Raw genomic sequence first — 18,482 nt, 5'->3', positions numbered from 1 at the left:
CACGGTAGTGAGGGAGCTGGTGTGAAGATCGCAATTCCGTTGACCGGGACCAGAGGTGACGTGCAGCCCGCCGTCGCGCTGGGGCTGACGCTGCGCGACCGCGGCCACGAGGTGATCGTCGGCGCACCGCCCAACCTGGTCGACTTCACCGCGGGCACCGGACTGAAGGCTCAGCCCTGCGGGCCGGACGTGCAGCAGCTCTACTCCTCCGAGGAGGGGCAGCGGGCGCTCGCCGCGGGCAGCAGCCTGCGGCTGATGCAGCTGGTGGGCAAGCAGATGGCCGAGTACGCGGAGCGGATGAACCGCGAGGTCATCGAGGTCTGCGCGGGCGCCGAGGTGATCGTCTCCACGCTGCTCACCGAGGATCGCGCGGTGTCGGTGGCCGAGGCGTCCGGCGCCGGGCTGGTCACGCTGCACGGCTTCCCGGGCCGCAAGACCGGTGCCTACCCGTTCCCCGGCGCGCTGCCGCCGCACTGGCAGCCGCCCGCCGCGGTGAACCGGGCCACCTGGTCGGTCGCGGAGAACCTGCGACGGGTGGTCTTCCTGCGCTACCTCAACCAGCTGCGCGGCGAGCTCGGGCTGCGCAGCACCACGAAGAGTCCGGCCGCCATGTGCGCGGCGCGCGGGGTGTCCGAGGTGCAGATCTACGACCCGGCGCTGGTGCCGGGGCTGGCCGAGGACTGGGGCGATCGGCGCCCGCTCGTCGGCTTCCTCGCGCTGCCGCGCGCCGCCCGCGAGGCCGTCGGCGAGCTGGCCGACGACCACACCGAGTTGCTGGCCTGGATCGACGCGGGGGAGCCGCCGGTGTACTTCGGCTTCGGCAGCATGCCGATCCGGGACACCCACCAGGTGCTGGCCATGGTCACCGAGGTGAGCGAGCGGCTCGGCAGGCGCGCGCTGGTGAGCGCCGGGTGGAGCGATCTGGACGCGGCCGAGGCCGAATCCGGTGCGGCGGTCAGGGTGGTCGGGCCGCTGGCGCACGACATCGTCTTCCCGAGGTGCGCCGCCGCGGTGCACCACGGCGGCATCGGCACCACCTTCGAGAGCCTGCGCGCCGGGCTGCCGACGCTGGTCTGCTCGGTCTCCTTCGACCAGCCCATGTGGGGCGGGCAGGTGGAGCGGCTCGGGGTCGGGGTGCACCTGCCGTTCGCGAAGCTCGACGCCGACCGGCTCACCGCGGGGGTGCGCACGCTGCTCGAGCCGGAGACGGTGGCGCGCACCCGCGAGCTGGCCGGGCGGCTGGCGGCGCGCTCCGATGCCGCCGAGCGCGCCGCCGACCTGGTCGAGGCCGCCGCTCGGTGAACCGGCTCGCGGCCGGGTGTGCCGACTCCCTCGTCATGTTCCGGCGCGCGCTGCGCCGGACCGTGCGCGGCCGCGACACGCTGCTGGTCTCGGCGCTGCTGCCGATCCTGCTCATGCTGCTGTTCGTCTACGTCTTCGGCGGGGCGATCCAGGTCGGGATGCCGTACCTGGACTACGTGCTGCCCGGAATCGTGCTGCTCTGCACCGGTTTCGGCGCCTCCATCACCGCGACGGGGGTCGCCACCGACGTGCGCGGCGCCGCCGTCGACCGGTTCCGCACGCTGCCGATCTACCGGCAGGCGCTGCTCGCCGGGCACGCGCTGGAGGGGGTGGTGCGGAATCTCGGCGTCGTCGCGGTGGTCTTTCTCGTCGCCGCCGCGCTCGGGTTCCGCACCACCGCCGGGCTCTCCGGCCTGCTCTCCGCCGCCGGGATCGTGCTGCTGCTGGTCGTGGCCGTGACCTGGATCGCGGTGGCGATGGGGTTGCTCGCCCGCACCCCCGAAGCGGCGGGTGGCTTCACCTACGCCATCATGTTCGTGCCCTACGTGAGCAGCGCGTTCGTCCGCACGGAGACCATGCCGGGGTGGTTGCGAGGGTTCGCCGACAATCAACCGGCCACGCCGATTCTCGGAGCAGTTCGCGGTGCGCTGACCGGTGCGGGCGGGGAAGTGGTGCCCGCCGTGCTGTGGTGCGTCGGGCTCACCGCCGCCGGATACGTCGCCGCGGCCTCGCTTTTCGCCCGCCGCGTCCAGGGCTGACGGAACCCACGCGGCGAGGCCGGACCGACGTGTCGTCGGTCCGGCCTCGGCCGTGCGCTCGATTCGCTACTCCGCGAGCAGCGCGCCGCTCGCGTAGATCGACTTGTACTCGAGGAATTCGTGGAACCCCTCCGGCCCGAGTTCGCGCCCGATCCCACTGCCCTTGACGCCGCCGAAGGGGGCGTCGAAGTCGTTGACGTAGTAGTTGATTCCGATGGTGCCGGTGCGGATGCGGCGGGCGATGCCGAGTCCGCGGTGTTCGTCGGCGGTCCACACCGACCCGGCGAGGCCGAAATCGGTGTCGTTGGCGAGCGCGACTGCCTCGTCCTCGTCGGTGTAGGGGATGACGGTGACGACGGGGCCGAAGATCTCCTCGCGGGCGATCCGGTCGGTGTTGGCGACGTCGGCGAAGACGGTCGGCTCGATGAACCAGCCCCTGGTCAGCCCGGCCGGTTGCCCGCCGCCGTGCACCAGCCGCGCGCCGTCGGCGCGGGCGAGCTCGATGTACCGGCGCACCGTGGCGAGCTGGCGTTCGCTCGCCATCGGGCCGATGGTGACGGCGGGATCGAGCGGGTCGCCGATGGTCTGGGCGGCGGCCCACTCGGCCAGCGCGGCGACGACCTCGTCGTAGCGGGAGCGCGGGGCGAGGATGCGGGACTGGCCGGTGCAGGTCTGGCCGTTGTTCATGAACGAGGCGGTGCCGATGCCGGTGACGAAGGTCTCCAGATCGGCGTCATCGAGCACGATCGCCGCCGACTTCCCGCCGAGCTCGAGCGTCATCCGCTTGAACCCGCGCCCGCCCTCCGCGCCCACCTGCGCGCCGGAGGCGGTGGAGCCGGTGAAGGCGATCTTGGACACCAGCGGATGCCGGGTGAGCAGCGCGGCGGGGCCTCGATCGGCGAGCACGATATTGAGCACGCCGGGCGGCAGCCCGGCCTCCGCCGCCGCCTCGGCGATCACATAGGAATCCAGCGCGGCGTCGGGGGAGTGCTTGAGCACCACCGTGCAGCCGGCCGCGAGCGCGGGCGCGATCGAGATGAGCGCCTTGGCCTGCGGGTAGTTCCACGGGGTGATGACCGCGGCCACGCCGACCGGTTCGCGGCGCACCAGGGTCGAGCCCATGGCGCTCGGCCGGATCTCCTCGAACTCGGTGCCAGCGGCCAGATCGGCGTACTGGCGCAGCAGGTGCGCGGGCGCCTGGCCGTTGAAGACCTGGGAGAGCCCGATCGGCATGCCGATCTCCCTGGTCACCAGCTCGCTGGTGGATTCGCCCCTGGCGGCGAGCGCGTCGGCGAAGCGGTGCAGCACCTTCGCCCGCTCGGCGGGGGTCGCGTTCGCCCACTCACCGCGCTCGTGCGCCGCGTTCGCGGCGGTGACGGCGGCCTCGATGTCGGCCTCGCCACCGAGCGCCGCGGTGCCGAGCGGCTCACCGGTGGCGGCCTCGATCGCCTGCCACACCTCGGAACTCTTCGGGGCGACCCACTGCCCGTCGATGAAGAAGGTGGGGCGATCCGATGTCTGGTCGGCGCTAGGCATGAGCAGCTCCTGCCGGGGTCGGGACAAGGATCGTCGCGCGCATCACTGCATCCCCTCGGCGTACCAGGTGCGGAACTCGTCGTAGCTGGGCATCTCCTCGGAGTTCGCCTTCGGGTCGACCACCACGTGGATGACGCCCGGTTTGCCGCTGGCGTAGGCGCGCTTGATCGCGGGCGCGATGTCCTCCTCGCGCTCCACGTACTCGCCGTGGCAGCCGAACCCCTCCGCGATCTTGTCGAAGCGGGTCTCGGTGCTCCAGTGCGTTCCGGTCTCCAGCGAGCCCTGGCCGAAGAGCCCCTTGTAGACGCCGACCTCGAGGCCCCAGGAGTAGTCCACCGCGACCACGCAGACCAGCGGCAGGTTCAGCCGGGCCGCGGTCTCCAGCTCGCCGATGTGGAAGAGGAACGAGGAGTCGCCGGTGACCAGCATCAACGGGCGCTTGCGACCCTCGGCCACCGAGGCGCCGATGGCGTAGGGGAGCCCGGTGCCGAGGTGCCCGAAGTTCTGGTTCCAGATCACGTCGTGCGGCTTGGCCTGCGAGTAGGTCCAGCCGAAGATGGTGGTGGCGCCGCCGTCGCGGACCATGATGCCCTCCGGCGGGAACGCCTTCGTGGCCTCCACGATGAGCCGGGCCGGGTGCACCTGCTGCTGCCCGGACGGCGCGGTCTCGGCCAGCTCGGCGAGGCGCGCGGCGTCCTGTTCGATCCAGCCCGCCAGCTCGGGGGTCGCGGTGCGCGGGGTGTCCTTCAGCGCCGCGACCAGCTGCGGGACGATGGCGCGGAGATCGCCGACCAGCGGGACGTCGATCGGCCGGTTCACCCCGATGGCCTCCGGATTCTGTTCCACCAGAATCCATTTCCGGTTCGCCTCGCCCGCGACCCAGTGCCTGCCGACGCCGTAGTGCACCGGCTCGCCCAGCTCGGTGCCGACGGCGAGCACCAGATCGGATTTCACCACCGCGTCGATGGACGAGGGGGAGAAGCCGTAGGCGAAGGTGCGGTCCTCCAGCCCCTCGATGAACGAGGTGCCGCCGGAGGTCTGGATCACCGGGACCGCCATCAGCTCGGCCAGCGCGCGCACCGACTCCCCGGCCCTCGTGGTGTGCACACCGTGCCCGACGATCAGGATCGGCTGCTTCGCGGCGCGGATGAGCTCGGCCGCCTCGTCGATCCGGTCCTGCCCCGCGGTCTGCCCGACCAGCCGGTAGCGGTGCGGCGGCAGCGGTTCGGGGACATCCAGTTCCTCCTGGATGATGCCCTTCGGCCACTCGATGTAGACCGGGCCGGGGGTGCCGGTGAGCGCCCGGCGCAGCCCCTCGCGGATGATCTCGTCGGTCTGGTCGGCGTACTCGATACTCGCGCTGTACTTCACCGACGGCGCGAAGAGCTCGGCCTGCTTGACGAACTGGATCCGACCGCGGCGCACCCGCTGCTCGGTGATCCGGGCGCGCTGCCCGCCGAGGAAGATGACCGGGGAGTTCTCCACCTTGGCGCACTGGATGGCGCCTGCCATGTTCGCCATGCCTGGACCGAGCGTGCCGATGCAGACCGCGGCCTTGCCGGTCATCCGGGAGACCGCCTCGGCCATGAACCCGGCCGTCTCCTCGTGGTGCGGGGCGATGACGTTCCAGCCGCGCTCCTCGGCGAGGTGGAACATGTGCACGAAGTTCGGGTCCGGAATACCGAATACGGTATTGATGCCCTCGGCTTCGAAAAGCTGGATGATGCGTTCGTAGACCTTAACCGACATGCTGCGCACCCTCCGTGGCCAGCGCGAAACTTCTCGTCAAATGGTCGACGTGCCCGGTTGCGGTGGGCAGGATCCAGGAGTTCGCGGTGTCCCGGATCTCGTCGATGCGCTCGCCGACCTGCTCGACCGTCCAGGCGGGCTGGTAAACCCCTGCGGTCTCGGCGAGATAGACCCGCGCCACCCGCCCGGCCACCGCGGCGTAGATCTCGCCGCTGACCGAGCAGGATTCGTGCGCGAGCCAGCCGACGGCGGGTGCCGTCAGCTCGGGGCCCATGGGCGGGTAGGCGGAGGTGTCCAGCCCGTCCGCCAGCCTGGTGACCGCGGCGGGGACGATGACGTTGCTGGTCACGCCCGCCTCGGCGCCCTCGAGGGCGATCACGTTGGAGAGGCCGAGCACGCCGGCCTTCGCCGCCGCGTAGTTCGCGACATTCCTGTTGCCGTAGAGCCCGCCGATGGACGAGGTGAGCACCACCCGGCCGTAGCCGGCGTCGGCCATGACCGGGAAAGCGGCCCGCGCCACGTGGAACGCGCCGCGCAGGTGCACGTCGAGCACCGCCTCGAAATCCGCGTAGGGCATGTCGCGCAGGGAGCCGTAGCGGACATTGCCCGCGTTGTGGATCAGGATGTCGAGCCGGCCGAAGCGCTCGAGGGCGGTGTCGACGATCGCCTGCCCGCCCTCGGGGGTGGCGACCGAGTCGGTCGAGGCCGTGGCCGTGCCGCCCGCGGCCTCGATCTCGCTGACCACCTCGGCGGCCGGGCTGCCGACCACCTCGTCGCCGCGCACGCTGCTGCCCAGGTCGTTGACCACGACCTGGGCACCGCGCTCGGCGAGCAGCAGCGCGTACGCACGCCCGAGCCCGCGCCCGCCACCGGTGATGACGGCGACCCGCCCGTCGTAGCGCAGTTCGCTCACTTCCCGAGCTCCAGGCCGGGCAGCTCGCCGGTATCCCGCCACGCCTGCAGGACGTCCTCGAAGGCGTAGAACCCGGGCCAGTACGGCTCGCCGAGGTGCGAGCGGATCTGCTGCTCGCCCTCGTTGTTGTAGTACCCGGGGGTGCACTCGCGCTGGAAGCTGGTGTTGTCCACCGCGGTCTCCCGGACGGTGGTGCACCACTCCTGGACCGCCTCCGGCGTCGGCTCGACGGAGGTGATCCCGGCGCCCGCGGCGTGCGCCAGGATGTAGGCGATGTGCCCGGCCTGCTGGTCGAACATGTCGGTGGTGCTCGCCGTGACTCCGCCCTGGATGAACCCGGTGAAGAAGATGTTCGGGAAGCCGCGGGTGGTCAGCCCGTGCAGCGTCTTGTACCCGTCGCCCCAGTGCTCGTAGAGCGAGACCCCGTCGCGCCCGGTGAACGGCGCGATGCCGAGCCGCCGGTCCAGGTCGGTGGTGATCTCGAAGCCGCTGGCGAAGATGATGCAGTCCACCTCGTGCTCGACGCCGTCGGCGACGATGCCCGTCGCGGTGATGCGCTCGACGCCCTTGGTCTTCGAGACGTCGACCAGGGTCACGTTGTCCCGGTTGAAGGTGGGCAGGTACTCGTCGTTGAAGCACGGCCGCTTGCACAGGAACCGGTAGTACGGCTTGAGCGCCGCCGCCGTCGCCGGGTCGTCGACCAGCGCGTCCACCCGCTGCCGCACCCGCTCCATCGCCTTGTAGTCCTCGAGCTCGCGCAGCTCCATGAACTTCTCCGGGGTCAGCGTGGCCCAGCCCTGGGTGGCGGTGAGGTGCGCCTCCACATTGCGGCTCACCTCGGTCCAGCCGTCGCAGATCAGGTCCGGCTGTCCCGGCGCGAACGCCTCGAAGGCGGCGGTGTGGAAGTTGCGCTTGCGCTCCCTGGTCCAGCCGGGCTTCAGCGTGGCGGCCCACTCGGGATCGGTCGGCACGTCGCCGCGCTCGTAGACGTAGGAGGGGGTGCGCTGGAAGACGTACAGGTGTTCGGCGGATTTCGCGAGGTGCGGGACCACCTGGATGCCGCTGGCGCCGGTGCCGATCACCGCGACCTTCTTGCCCGCGAGCCCGTCCAGCCCGCCCTTCATGCTGCCGCCGGTGTAGGCGTAGTCCCAGCGGGCGCTGTGGAAGGTGTGCCCCTCGAACTCCGAGATGCCGGGGATGCCGGGCAGTTTCGGCTTGTTGAACGGGCCCTGCGCCAGGATCACCCAGCGCGCGCGGATGGCGTCGCCGCGGTTGGTACCGATGTTCCACCGGCTGCTCGGCTCGTCCCACTCCAGCGACTCGACCAGCGTGCTGAAGATGGCCCGCTCGTACAGGTTGTAGTGCTTGCCGATCCGCTGGGCGTGCTCGAAGCACTCGTCGCCGCGGGCGTACTTCTCGGTCGGGATGTACCCGGTCTCCTCGAGCAGCGGCAGGTAGGCGTAGCTGTCGGTGTCGCACTGGATGCCGGGGTAGCGGTTCCAGTACCAGGCGCCGCCGAAATCACCGGCCAGCTCGATGATCCGGAAGTCGGTGACGCCCGCCTCCTGCAGCCGGGCGGCGGCGATCAGCCCGGCCCAGCCGCCGCCGAGGATGGCGACGCCGATCTCGTCGGTGATCGGCTCGCGCGGCTCGACCGCGGTGTACGGGTCGCCCGCGTAGAACTCGTCGAAGCCGTCCTCGGTGACGAGGTACTGGCCCTGCCCCTCGGTCCGCAGCCGCTTGTCCCGCTCGGCGAGGTAGATCTCGCGCAGCGCGGACAGGTCGACCTCGGGGGTCTGCGTGGGTGCACAGTCGGTCATGGGGTGGTTCCTTCAGCTCAGCTCGGTGGGTTCGCCGGTGCCCATGTACCTGGCGAGATTGTGGTGCAGGTTGACGACGCTGCGCTCGCGGTACGGGTTCGGCTTGGGACCGGAGAAGCCGCGCGACTTCATGCCCTGCTGCACGGCGGCCATGTTGTCGAAGTCCTGCGGCAGCACGGAGCGCCAGCCGGGGTCGCCGACCGGGGTGTACTCCCACTCGGTCTCCGGCTCCTGCCCCTCCGGGAAGAGCTCGAAGACGGCGGCCTCGAAGATGCACTTGTCCGGATCGGTGCCGTAGGGCCGGAAGCGGTAGCACAGCATGTTGTTCACCGCGTGCCCGATCTGGAAGTTCGGGAAGATCTGCCACGCGGTGCCCGCCTGCGCCACCACCGACGGGTCGACCTTGGGCCAGTCCACGCCGCGCGCCTGGTCCTCCGCGCGGGCGGTGTCCAGCCAGTAGCGCAGCACCTGGTCGCTCGGGGTGCCCTCGGGCAGCTCGTCCACCAGCCGGTTGGCGACGTCGACCAGGGTGCGGGTGGTGTTGGTGTTGGCGTTCTCCCAGGTGAAGTTCTGCAGCGTCGCGGTGGAGACCCTGGCGTCGGCGCCGCCGCCGACGCGCAGCTTGGCCTGGTTCTCCTCCATGCCCTTCGGCGCGTCGTAGCCGATGTTGGAGTGCTTGCCCTGCGGTCGCGCCCAGCCGAGGAAGCTGCCGAAGTTGGCGAACTCGGGATGCGTGTAGGGCACGTGGTAGGTCTCCATGAAGGCCTCGAAGGCGACCTTCCAGTTGCAGTCGAACTCGACCCAGCGGCGCCAGCGGTACCGCATCTTCTCCAGCTCGAAGTGCTCCAGCAGCGCGGCGGCCGGGTTCAGGTAGTCGCGCAGCGGCTCGGCCTCGGGATCCATGGTGATCCAGAGCCAGCCGCCCCAGGTGTCGACCCGGACCTGGTTCAGCCCGTCGTTGCGCTCGGTGAGCGCGCAGTTCCAGTCCTCGCGCTCGGGCACGAAGGTGTTGCGGCCCTCCAGGTCGTAGCGCCAGCCGTGGAAACCGCAGACGAACTGCTTGGCGCTGCCGCGGGCGTCGTGCGCGCCGGGCGGGGTGTCGACGAGCCTGCGGCCGCGGTGTGCGCAGACGTTGTGGTAAGCGCGGAAACTGTCCGGCGCGGTGCGCACCACCAGGATGGAGTCGTTCATGATGTCGTAGGTCAGGTAGTTGCCGACCCGGGGGATCTCCTCCACCCGGCCGACCTGCTGCCAGACCTTCGCCCACAGCTTCTCGCCCTCGGCGCGGGCGTATTCGGGGGAGATGTAGGCCTCGACACCGATTTCGGCCGGCGTCGACAGCGATTCCGTTGGGTTCTCGGCGGTTTCGGTCATGACATTCTCCCGATCGGGGTCAGCGGGTGATCGCGGCGCGGAAATCCTCGTTCTCGAGGAACAGCGAGGTGTGGTCGGCGCCCAGGTGGGTCCACTTGAGGTTCAGCCCGCCGTCGACGAGCAGCGTCTGGCCGGTGATGTAGCTCGACAGGTCGGAGAGCAGGAACAGGATCGGCCCGGCCTGCTCCTCCGGGGTGCCGCGGCGGCCCATGGCGATGGCTGTGCGGTCGCGCTCCGGGTCGTCGCCGACGTAGGCGGTGGAGGCGGGGGTCGCGGTGACGCCCGGCGCCACCGCGTTCACCCGGATGCCGGTCTGCGCCAGCTCGACCGCGAGTGTGCGGGTGGCGGCGACCAGCGCGGCCTTCGCGGTGCCGTAGGCGATGTGGAACGGGGCGGTGTTCATGCCGCTGATCGAGGAGAGCGAGACGATCGAGCCCGCGCGGTTCTTCGCCTTCAGCTCGGCGGCGACCGCCTGGCTGAGGAAGAACATGGTCTCCAGGTTCTGCGCGAAGAGCGCGCGCCAGTCCTCGCGGGTGACGCGGGTGGCCGGCATCCAGGTGGTCGGTGCCGCGCCGCCGGCGATATTGACCAGGCCGTGCAGCTCGCCGCCGGCGGAGCGGGCGCGCTCCAGGATGCTCGCGACGCCCTCGTCGGTGCTCGCGTCGGCGGCGAAGGGGATGATCGGAAGACCCGCGTCGGCAAGGGGCTTGACGTGCGTGTCCAGGTTCTCCGTGCCGCGGCTCACCGCGAGCACGGTGGCGCCCGCCCTGGCGATCAGCTTGGTGACCGCGGTGCCGATGCCGCCGCCGCCCGCGCCCGCGACGATCACCACGCGGCCGGTGAGGCCGAGATCGATATCGCTCATGCCGTGCGCCTCCGTGGTGCGGTCGGGAACTCGGCGTGGCCGGCTTCGGGCACGGCCATCACCCCTCGACGCGGACGGCGAGGACACTGCCCTCGGCGTCGGCGGAGACGTAGACGGTGCCGTCCGGGCCCGCGGTGATGCCGGCGAACGGCCCCATCGGACCGGAGAACGGCGGGGTGCCCTTGAGTGGCTTGGCGACCACGCCATCCGGCACGCCGAGCGGCAGGTCGGAGGCGAGCGTCTGCCTGGCCTTGGTGACCAGGTCGACCGCGATCAGCGCCTTGAGCCCGACGTCGACGATGAGCAGCTGGTTGCCGCGCACCAGGATTCCGTGCGGCGTCTCCAGGCCGTCCACCACGGTGTCGACCGCGCCCGCGCGCACCGAGACGACGCGCCCGGCGCCGGACTCGGAGGCCAGCACCGCGTTGTCCGGGCCGAAGGCGACGCCGATCGGGCGCTGCAGCCCGGAGGCGAGCACCTCGGTCTGCCCGCCGCGGATCGAGGCCACCTTGCCGGTGCCCGCGTCCGCCGTGACGATGGTGCCGTCCGCGTCGACCGCGACCCCGTACAGCTGGTCGAAGCCGTCGGCGATGAGCGCGGTCTCCGGCTCCGGGCCGTGCTTGTAGGTCACGATCTGCCCGGTCGAGGTCGAACCGATGAATTCGCCGACACCGGTCGCGGTGATGCCGCGCACGTAGCCGGGGGAGTTCAGGCTGAACAGCGAGGCGATCACCTGGAGCGCGCCGTCGCGGAGTTCGTAGAGGAAGGTGCCGTCGGCGACGTAGAGCGTGCCGTCCGGGCCGACCGTGAGATCGAGCGGCCACAGCAGCCCGCCCGGCAGCACCGACTTGCTGTCGCCGCCGCCGAGCACCTCGGTGATCGAGCCGTCGAAGCTGGAGACGAAGAGCCTGCCGTCCACGAAGGTGCAGTTGTCCAGCCCGGGCGCGAGCTGGGCCAGCACCTCGCGGGTACCGGTGCGCGGATCGATCCGCAGCACCTGGCCGGAGCCGGCCTGGGTGGAGACGATGAACCCGGCGGCGTCGAACTTGACCGAGTCCGGCCCGGCCAGGTCGCCGACGACCCGCTCCGGGGTGCCGCCGTCCGGGTCGATGCGCCAGATGTCGTTGGTGCCCATGACCGGGTAGTAGAGGAGCCCGTCCGGGCCGACCTCCATCGCGTTCGGCATGGGCAGGTTGTCCTGCAGCACCACCGGCGCGGAGCCGTCCAGCGGCAGCTCCATGAGCCGCCCGCCGATCCGGCACTCGTTCACGAAGAGCCTGCCGTTGTGCACGGTGATGCCGTTGGCGCCGGGCAGGTCGTCGCGGAGCACCCGGCTGCTGCCGTCGGTGCCGCGCACGCTGACCCTGGCGTCCATGTACTCGGTGGCGATCAGGTTCCCCGCCGGGTCGAAGGCGATGTCGTCGGGGGCGACGATGTCGCCGCCCTTGGCGCTGATCGTCTCCAGCTCGCCGCTCCGGACGTCGAGCGCGCTGATCTGACTGCCCGCGACCTGCGCGATGTAGATGCGGTTGTCCGGGCCGGTGCGGAGACCGTTGGCGCCGAACAGCCGGCTCGGCGGCGTGAGCCGCTCGACGCCGACGCCATCGGCGAGGGTGAACGGAGTGGTGGTGCTGTAGCGCGCCCCTCGAGTCAAGGCGGAGCCTCCCGTGCGGATCGGAGGAGTGTGTCGCGGGCCACGCTACGTCAATCCTCACAAGGATTGCAATACTTGCCGATCGCAAGGAAAACCGAAGGTGGGCAGGGGTCGTCGGGTGGGCGCGCGGAGCCGTCCGGTCGCGGGGCGGTCCGCGCCACGCGGCCGGAATATGGTATGAGCAATTCTGAGAATGAGATTACCCAACGCGCGCCCGAGCAGGGCGGAGTTCGCCGAAAGCGGTCTACAGCCGGGTGCGCGACACGGTCTGCATGGCGAGCCGCGCCCCCGCGGGGGAGGCGTTCACCACGCCCCCGTCGAACCGCTCGAGGACGACGGCCTGGCTGGCGGCGAGGTGGGTCCGGTAGAGCCGCTCCGCCTCGGCGGCGCGGCCCGCCTCGATCTCCCTCGCGATCCGGCGGTGCGTGCGCACCACCGCGTTCGCCTCGTCGCGGGAGGGGTACTCGCCCTGCCTGGTGATCACCTCGGCCCAGGCCTCCTCCTGCGCCGACCACAGCGTGACCAGCGTGCTCACCACGGAGCGGACCGTCACATTCGGTGTGTGCGCGACGATCAGGTCGTGGAACTCCCGCGCGACGTGCGTGAAGGCGACGCCGTCGTCCAGCAGCCCCGCGGATTTCTCGACGTTCTCGGTGAGCGCGGGGACGACGGTCGCGGCGCGGTCCGGCCTGGTGGCGCACTCGGCGGCGCAGGTCGGCTCCAGCATGCGCAGCCCGGCGGCCAGGTCGCCGAGTGTGACGCGGGCGGCCTGCAGCGCGAGACCCAGGTGGTATGCGGCCGACGACGCGTCCGGCCGGTGTACCTCGGCGCCGCCGACATTGCCGCGCCGGACGGTGACCAGCCCCTCGGTCTCCAGGATGCGCAGCGCCTCCCGGATCGACGGGTAACTGACCCCGAAGTCCTGGACCAGCTGGTCCTGGGTGGGGAGGCGGTAGGTGTCGTCCCCGGCCAGGATGCGGGTGCGCAGCTCGGCGGCGACGGTCTCCGCGATCCGGCGCTGCGGCACCCGGCCGCGGCGGGGGCTCGTCATCGGCGCCACCCGTCGCCGGTCCGCCCGCGGGTCGCTCTCACCGTCATGGCGGCAGTGTAGTCAGCGGCGAATGACCATACAAATATTGCTATCCTTATGAGGATTGAAGTACGGTGCGACGCATGGACTTCACCATGGGCGAGGCCGCCGCGAGTCTGCGGGGCGAGCTCCGGCGGCTGATCGCCACGGAGGTCCCGGACGGCTTTCTCGGCGCCTTCACCGACGACCCGGCGGATCTCGCGGTGGCGCAGCGGTTCAGCGGGGTGCTCGCCGAGCGCGGGCTGCTCTGCGCCGCCTGGCCGGAGCGGTTCGGCGGGCGCGGCGCCTCGATGTGGGAGCAGACCGTCGTCCGCGAGGAGATGTGGGCCAAGCACGAACCCCGCGGCGCCCAGTACATGGGCGTCAACTGGGTCGGGCCGACCGTCATGCGGCACGGCACCGAGCAGCAGCAGCGCGAGCACCTGCCGCCGATCGCGCGTGGCGAGGTGATCTGGTGCCAGGGCTTCAGCGAGCCGGACGCCGGCTCCGACCTGGCCTCGCTGCGCACCGCGGCGCGACCCGACGGCGACGGCTGGCTGATCTCCGGACAGAAGATCTGGACCTCCTACGCGACCATGGCCCAGTGGTGCTTCCTGCTCGCCCGCACCGGGTCGGGTGAACGGAAACAGCAGGGGCTCACCGTTTTCCTGCTGCCGATGTCGGCGCCGGGGATCCTGGTCCGGCCGATCCGGTCGATGCTCGGGCCGCACCACCTGAACGAGGTGTTCTTCGACGGGGTGCGCGCCACTCCGGCCGACGTGCTCGGCCGGGTGGGCGAGGGGTGGTCGGTGGTGCGCGAGGTGCTCGCCTTCGAGCGGGTCGGGATCGCGCGCTACGCCCGCTGCGAGCGGTTGCTGCTGACCGCGCCCGAGGTGCTCGGCGAGCGCTGGGCGACGTTGCCCGCCGCGCTTCCCGGGCGCTGGGCGCGCATGCTCACCAGGGCGCGGCGGGCGCGGTTGCTGGCGTACCAGGTGATCGCCACGCAGAGCACCGGCACCGTCGATCCGGCCGACACCGCCGCCTACCGGATCGCGGTCACCCGGCTCGACCAGGAGAGTGCCGCCCTGCTCACCGAGCTGGCGGCGCACGTGCCGGACGAGGAGGGGCCGCGGCGGTGGTTCCGCCGTGCGGTCGATGATCACTGGCGGTACGCGAATGCCGCCACCGTTGCCTCGGGGAGTATCGAGATGCAGCAGATTCTGCTGGCGCGAGCGTTGCTCGGCGGCGGCCGTCGGAACGGGGAGGCGGCGTGAGTGCCGCGGCAGTGCCGCCCGACGGGGCGGTGTCGCCGGGTGCCGGGGTGGACGGTGCCCCCGGGCGGCGTGCGGTGGTCGCCGGTGCGGCTGTGGTTGCGGCCGACGCGCGTGGGGTGGTCGCGGACGGGGAGCGCGGGCGCGCGCGGCCGTCGGCGGAGGGGGATGTGATGCGGATCGAATTGGCAGACGAGGCGAGGGAATTCGGCGCACAGGCGCTGCGGGCGCTGCGGGCGGCGGGCGGGGACGAGCTGGTGCAGCGGGCGGAGGCGGAGCCGGGGTTGCGGCAGGAGCTGATCGCGCCGGTGCTGGAGCGGCTCGGGGCGTGGGAGCTGGCGCCGTATCGGGATCCGGTCGAGCTGGAGGCGGCGGCGGCGCTGTGCCGTAGCGCCGGATACTGGGCGACGCCGTATCCGGTCGCGGAGCGGCTCGCTCGCCCGGCCGATCTCGAGGTGGACGCGCTGGTCGTCGTGGCGGGTCCGGAATCGGCCGCGGCGCTCGCCGGGCTCGATCTGCGGGTGGCCGCGGTCGGGTTGACCGGTGCGCGCGGCCTGGTGCGGGCACTGCCCGGCACCGGGACCGTGCGGGAGACCGCGTTCGTGGTTCCGCTCGAGGTCGAGCCGATCGATGCCGCCGGTGACCCGGCGCTCGCCCTGACCCTGCCCGGCTGGACCCTGCTCGGCATGCTCGACCGCGCCGTCGAACTCGCCCGCGAGCACGTGCTGCTCCGCGAGCAGTTCGGCAAGCCGCTGGCCGAGTTCCAGTCGGTGCAGTTCCAGCTCACCGATGCCGAGGTGGAGCGGAGGGGCGTGGAGATGCTGGCCCGCTACGCGCTCTGGAGCATCCAGGCGGGTCGCCCCGAGGCCGTGGCCGACGCGCTGGCGTTGCGGCTGGCCGCTCTGGAGGCCGCGGAGACCGTTTTCCGGGTGGCGCACCAGGTGCACGGCGCGCTCGGCTTCTGTGACGAGGCCACGCTCTCCTGGCTGTCCAGGCACAGCCTTCCGCTGCGCCGGTTTCCGCTCGGTATCGCCGGGACCGAGGAGGCGCTCGCCGCCCAGATCGGGACCGCCGGGCTGGCCGGGCTCTTCTCCGACCCGCGAGGGGTGTGAACGTCGTGCAGCTGCCTCCCGGGCTCACCATCACCGCCGACGGTCCGGTGCGCATCGTGCTCATCGACCGGCCGGGCGAACTCAACGCCGTGAACGCCGACCTGCATCGCGCGCTCGCCGAGGTCTGGCGGCATCTGGCCGCTGACACCGAGGCCAGGGCGGTTGTGCTGACCGGTGCGGGGCGCGCTTTCAGTGCCGGCGGCGATCTGAACTGGATCACCTCGTTCCTGGACGACCCGGTCGCGCGGGACGAGAGTATCCGCGAGGGCGCGCAGATCATCGAGGAGCTGCTGCGTTTTCCGCTGCCGGTGATCGCGGCGGTGAACGGCGGTGCGGTCGGGCTGGGCGCGAGTATCGCGGTGCTCTGCGATGTGGTGCTCATGTCGGAGAAGGCGTATCTCGCCGATCCGCACGTCGCGGTCGGGCTGGTCGCCGGAGACGGGGGTGCCGCGTTCTGGCCGCTGCTCACGCCGATTCTGCGGACCAGGGAGTTCCTGTACACGGGGGATCGGATCGATGCGGCCACCGCCGTGCAGGTGGGGCTGGCGAGCCGGGTCGTCGCGCCGGATGCGCTGCTCGACGAGGCACTGGCGCTGGCGCGGCGGCTGGCGGCGCAGCCGGTGGAGGCGTTGCGGGGGACCAAGCGGGTGGTGAACATGTACCTGTCGCAGGCGCTGGGTGGGCCGATGCAGGCGGGGTTCGCGGCGGAGGTTGTTTCCATGCAGAGCGCGGAGCACCGGGAGCGGTTGCTGGCGTTGCGGGATCGGGCGCGATGAGCGCGGATCGGCCGGAGGAGCTCGGCGCGTTCCGGGAGCGAGTCCGGGAGTGGTGCCGGACGGAGATTCCGGCGGATTGGCGGCAGGCGCAGACCGGTGTCGGCGGGGCGGAATTCGTCGCGTTCCAGCAGGACTGGTTCCAGCGGCTGCGGCGGGCCGGGTTCGCGGTTCCGCACTGGCCCGCGGAGTACGGCGGCGGGATGTCGGTCGCGCAGCAGATCGTGCTCTACCAGGAGCTGGCCGCGCACGACGCGCCGCGGCTCGTGCTCGCCTTCGTCTCGGTGCACCACGCCGCGGCCACCCTGCTCGGCGCGGGCACTCCGGAGCAGCGGCGGCGGCACCTGCCCGCGATCCTGGACGGCGAGATCTGGGTGCAGGGCTTCTCCGAGCCCGGCGCCGGCTCGGACCTGGCGGCACTGCGCACCGCCGCGCGCCGCGAGGGCGGGGAGTTCGTCGTCACCGGGCAGAAGGTGTGGGCCAGCGGCGCCCAGTACGCCGATTGGTGCCTGCTCCTGGCCCGCACCGACCCGGAAGCGCCCAAGCGGCGCGGAATCTCGTACTTCCTGCTCGATATGCGCAGTCCGGGGATCGAGGTGCGGCCCATCCGGCAGGCCACCGGTGACGCGCACTTCTGCGAGATCTTCCTGGACGAGGTGCGCATCCCGGCCGAGAACCTGATCGGTGCCGAGAACAAGGGCTGGCAGGTCGCGCAGCAGACGCTCGGCGCCGAGCGCGGGCTGACCATGCTCGAGCTCGCCGAGCGGCTCGGCCACGCCGGATTCCGGTGGCTGGTCGAGGAGGCGCGGGCGCACGGTGACCCGGTGGTCGACGATCGGCTGGCCGCGCTGGAGATCGAGCTCACCGGGCTGCGGGCGCTGTGCCGCGATCTGGTGGAGCGGCACGAAGCCGGGACGGCGGGGCCGGCCGATGCCTCCGTGGTCAAGCTCTTCTACAGCGAGCTGTTGCAGCGGATGACGGATTTCGGGGCCGAGCTCGGAGCGGTCGGTGCGCACACCGTCCTGCGCAAACCGATGTCCGGCGGGTGGGAGTCCGGGGCGTGGGTGCTCGACTTCGTCGGGTCGTGGGAGTGGACCATTCCCGGCGGGACCAGCGAGATCCAGCGGACCATCATCGGGGAGCGCGGGCTCGGGTTGCCGCGGGAACCGGTGGTGTCGTCGTGAGCGCGTTCGCGGAGTTCCACGACGAGTTGCGGTCCGTTGCCAGGGAACTGCTCGGCAAGGTGGGGGACGGGGCGGTGCCCTGGGAGGTCGTCGCTCGGGCCGGATGGCCCGGGCTGGCGGTGCCGGAGGAGTTCGACGGGGCCGGGGCGGGGGTCGCCGAAGTGGCGGTGCTGTTGACCGAAGTCGGCCGGGCTGCCGCGCGGACCGCGCTGCCCTCGGTGCTCGCGCTGAGCGTGCCCGCGCTGCTCGCCGTCGGCGGTGACGCGGTGCGGGACGAAGTGCTGCGCACGACGGTGGAGGGCAGCCAGGTGCCGGTTGTGGTGCTCGGGGGTGATTCACCGGTGCCGGGATCGGCCGCTCCCCGGACCGGCGCGACAGCACCCTTCCGGCTGGAGGGCGGGCGGCTGACCGGTGCCGAGCACTTCGTGCCGGACGCTCCGACGGCGGATCTGCTGCTGATCCCGGCTCGGGACGCCGACGGCGACCCGGTGCTCGCCGCGGTCGAACCCGGTGCGGTGACGTGCACGCCGGTGCCGCTGGTGGACGCTACCCGGACGGTCGGGTCCGTCACCGCCGCCGGCGCGGAACCGCGCGCGGTGTGGCGGATCGAGACGCCGATCGCGCTGGGCGCGCGGGCCGCGCTGGCCACGGCGTGCGATTCGCTCGGCATCGCCGAGGCCATGCTCGACGCGACCGTCGCCTACGTGCGGGTGCGGGAGCAGTTCGGCCGCCCGGTCGGCTCGTTCCAGGCGGTCAAGCACGCCTGCGCCGACATGCTGGTCCGGGTGACCGTCGCCAGGCACCTGGTCGCCGAGGCGGTGCGTGTTCTGGAGATCTCCGCACCCGGTGCGGACATCTCCACCAGCATGGCCAAGTCCTACGCCGCCGAGGCGGCGGTCGCGGTCGCGGGCGCCGCGATGCAGCTGCACGGCGGGTACGGCTACACCTGGGAGAGCGGCATCCACACCTACCTCAAGCGCGCCACCCTCGACCGCGCCCTCTTCGGCACCCCCGCCGCCCACCGCCGCATCCTCGCCGCCCGCTACCGCGCCTGAGGCGTTCTCTCGAGCCGAGCCTGCGGCGCGGCGAGCGCACCAGCCCA

At 71.8% G+C, this 18,482-nt stretch carries 15 protein-coding genes; 7 read left to right on the top strand and 8 right to left on the bottom strand.

The features are described from left to right. Positions 1 to 21: 21 nt before the first annotated feature. Entirely contained in the window at positions 22 to 1,302 is a 1,281-nt protein-coding gene (locus tag ACFO0B_RS10185) for a glycosyltransferase (RefSeq protein WP_378612125.1), read from the top strand. Then, positions 1,299 to 2,060 carry an ABC transporter permease gene (locus ACFO0B_RS10180; protein WP_378612124.1) on the top strand — a complete coding sequence of 254 codons (762 nt, stop codon included), beginning with the start codon at positions 1,299 to 1,301 and terminating at the stop codon, positions 2,058 to 2,060. The genes ACFO0B_RS10185 and ACFO0B_RS10180 overlap by 4 nt, the downstream gene beginning before the upstream one ends. A 66-nt stretch (positions 2,061 to 2,126) precedes the next feature. Here the strand turns inward: ACFO0B_RS10180 and ACFO0B_RS10175 are convergent, their stop codons facing one another. The 8 genes from ACFO0B_RS10175 to ACFO0B_RS10140 all read right to left on the bottom strand — a co-directional run bounded on the left by ACFO0B_RS10175 (position 2,127) and on the right by ACFO0B_RS10140 (position 13,022). After that, positions 2,127 to 3,596, bottom strand: coding sequence for an aldehyde dehydrogenase (locus ACFO0B_RS10175; RefSeq protein ID WP_378612123.1), 1,470 nt, complete (start codon positions 3,594 to 3,596; stop codon positions 2,127 to 2,129). Between the two features lie 42 nt (positions 3,597 to 3,638). Further along, positions 3,639 to 5,345, bottom strand: coding sequence for a thiamine pyrophosphate-binding protein (locus ACFO0B_RS10170; protein WP_378612121.1), 1,707 nt, complete (start codon positions 5,343 to 5,345; stop codon positions 3,639 to 3,641). Then, the gene (locus tag ACFO0B_RS10165) at positions 5,335 to 6,258 is read right to left on the bottom strand and encodes an SDR family NAD(P)-dependent oxidoreductase (RefSeq protein ID WP_378612120.1); all 924 of its coding nucleotides are present in this window, start codon (positions 6,256 to 6,258) and stop codon (positions 5,335 to 5,337) included. Before ACFO0B_RS10165 ends, ACFO0B_RS10170 begins: the two co-directional genes overlap by 11 nt. Further along, positions 6,255 to 8,078, bottom strand: a complete 1,824-nt coding sequence (locus tag ACFO0B_RS10160; RefSeq protein ID WP_378612119.1) for a flavin-containing monooxygenase — start codon at positions 8,076 to 8,078, stop codon at positions 6,255 to 6,257. Before ACFO0B_RS10160 ends, ACFO0B_RS10165 begins: the two co-directional genes overlap by 4 nt. A 12-nt stretch (positions 8,079 to 8,090) precedes the next feature. Then, the gene (locus ACFO0B_RS10155; protein ID WP_378612117.1) at positions 8,091 to 9,452 is read right to left on the bottom strand and encodes an aromatic ring-hydroxylating oxygenase subunit alpha; all 1,362 of its coding nucleotides are present in this window, start codon (positions 9,450 to 9,452) and stop codon (positions 8,091 to 8,093) included. A gap of 19 nt (positions 9,453 to 9,471) precedes the next feature. Further along, positions 9,472 to 10,317: an SDR family NAD(P)-dependent oxidoreductase gene (locus ACFO0B_RS10150; RefSeq protein ID WP_378612116.1), complete on the bottom strand. Its 846-nt coding sequence runs from the start codon at positions 10,315 to 10,317 to the stop codon at positions 9,472 to 9,474. 58 nt (positions 10,318 to 10,375) lie between these two features. Next, entirely contained in the window at positions 10,376 to 11,971 is a 1,596-nt protein-coding gene (locus ACFO0B_RS10145) for a Vgb family protein (RefSeq protein ID WP_378612114.1), read from the bottom strand. Positions 11,972 to 12,215: 244 nt separating this feature from the next. Further along, positions 12,216 to 13,022: a FadR/GntR family transcriptional regulator gene (locus tag ACFO0B_RS10140; RefSeq protein ID WP_378612113.1), complete on the bottom strand. Its 807-nt coding sequence runs from the start codon at positions 13,020 to 13,022 to the stop codon at positions 12,216 to 12,218. Positions 13,023 to 13,144: 122 nt separating this feature from the next. Here ACFO0B_RS10140 and ACFO0B_RS10135 point away from each other — a divergent pair, with 122 nt between their 5' ends. From ACFO0B_RS10135 to ACFO0B_RS10115, 5 genes are all read left to right on the top strand, one after another. Then, on the top strand, positions 13,145 to 14,314 hold the full coding sequence (locus tag ACFO0B_RS10135) for an acyl-CoA dehydrogenase family protein (protein WP_378612112.1): 1,170 nt from the start codon (positions 13,145 to 13,147) through the stop codon (positions 14,312 to 14,314). A 170-nt stretch (positions 14,315 to 14,484) separates the two neighbouring features. Beyond that, positions 14,485 to 15,423 (top strand): acyl-CoA dehydrogenase family protein, encoded by a 939-nt coding sequence (locus ACFO0B_RS10130; protein WP_378612277.1) that lies wholly within the window; start codon positions 14,485 to 14,487, stop codon positions 15,421 to 15,423. 5 nt (positions 15,424 to 15,428) lie between these two features. After that, positions 15,429 to 16,199, top strand: coding sequence for an enoyl-CoA hydratase/isomerase family protein (locus tag ACFO0B_RS10125; protein ID WP_378612111.1), 771 nt, complete (start codon positions 15,429 to 15,431; stop codon positions 16,197 to 16,199). Next, complete coding sequence (locus ACFO0B_RS10120; protein WP_378612109.1) at positions 16,196 to 17,380, top strand: acyl-CoA dehydrogenase family protein; 1,185 nt, start codon at positions 16,196 to 16,198, stop codon at positions 17,378 to 17,380. The genes ACFO0B_RS10125 and ACFO0B_RS10120 overlap by 4 nt, the downstream gene beginning before the upstream one ends. Further along, positions 17,377 to 18,435 carry an acyl-CoA dehydrogenase family protein gene (locus tag ACFO0B_RS10115; protein WP_378612108.1) on the top strand — a complete coding sequence of 353 codons (1,059 nt, stop codon included), beginning with the start codon at positions 17,377 to 17,379 and terminating at the stop codon, positions 18,433 to 18,435. The genes ACFO0B_RS10120 and ACFO0B_RS10115 overlap by 4 nt, the downstream gene beginning before the upstream one ends. Positions 18,436 to 18,482: the final 47 nt, after the last annotated feature.

The organism is Nocardia jiangsuensis, assembly GCF_042650385.1.
Taxonomy (GTDB): Bacteria; Actinomycetota; Actinomycetes; order Mycobacteriales; family Mycobacteriaceae; genus Nocardia; species Nocardia jiangsuensis.
This window is presented reverse-complemented; position numbering and strand designations above follow the sequence as displayed.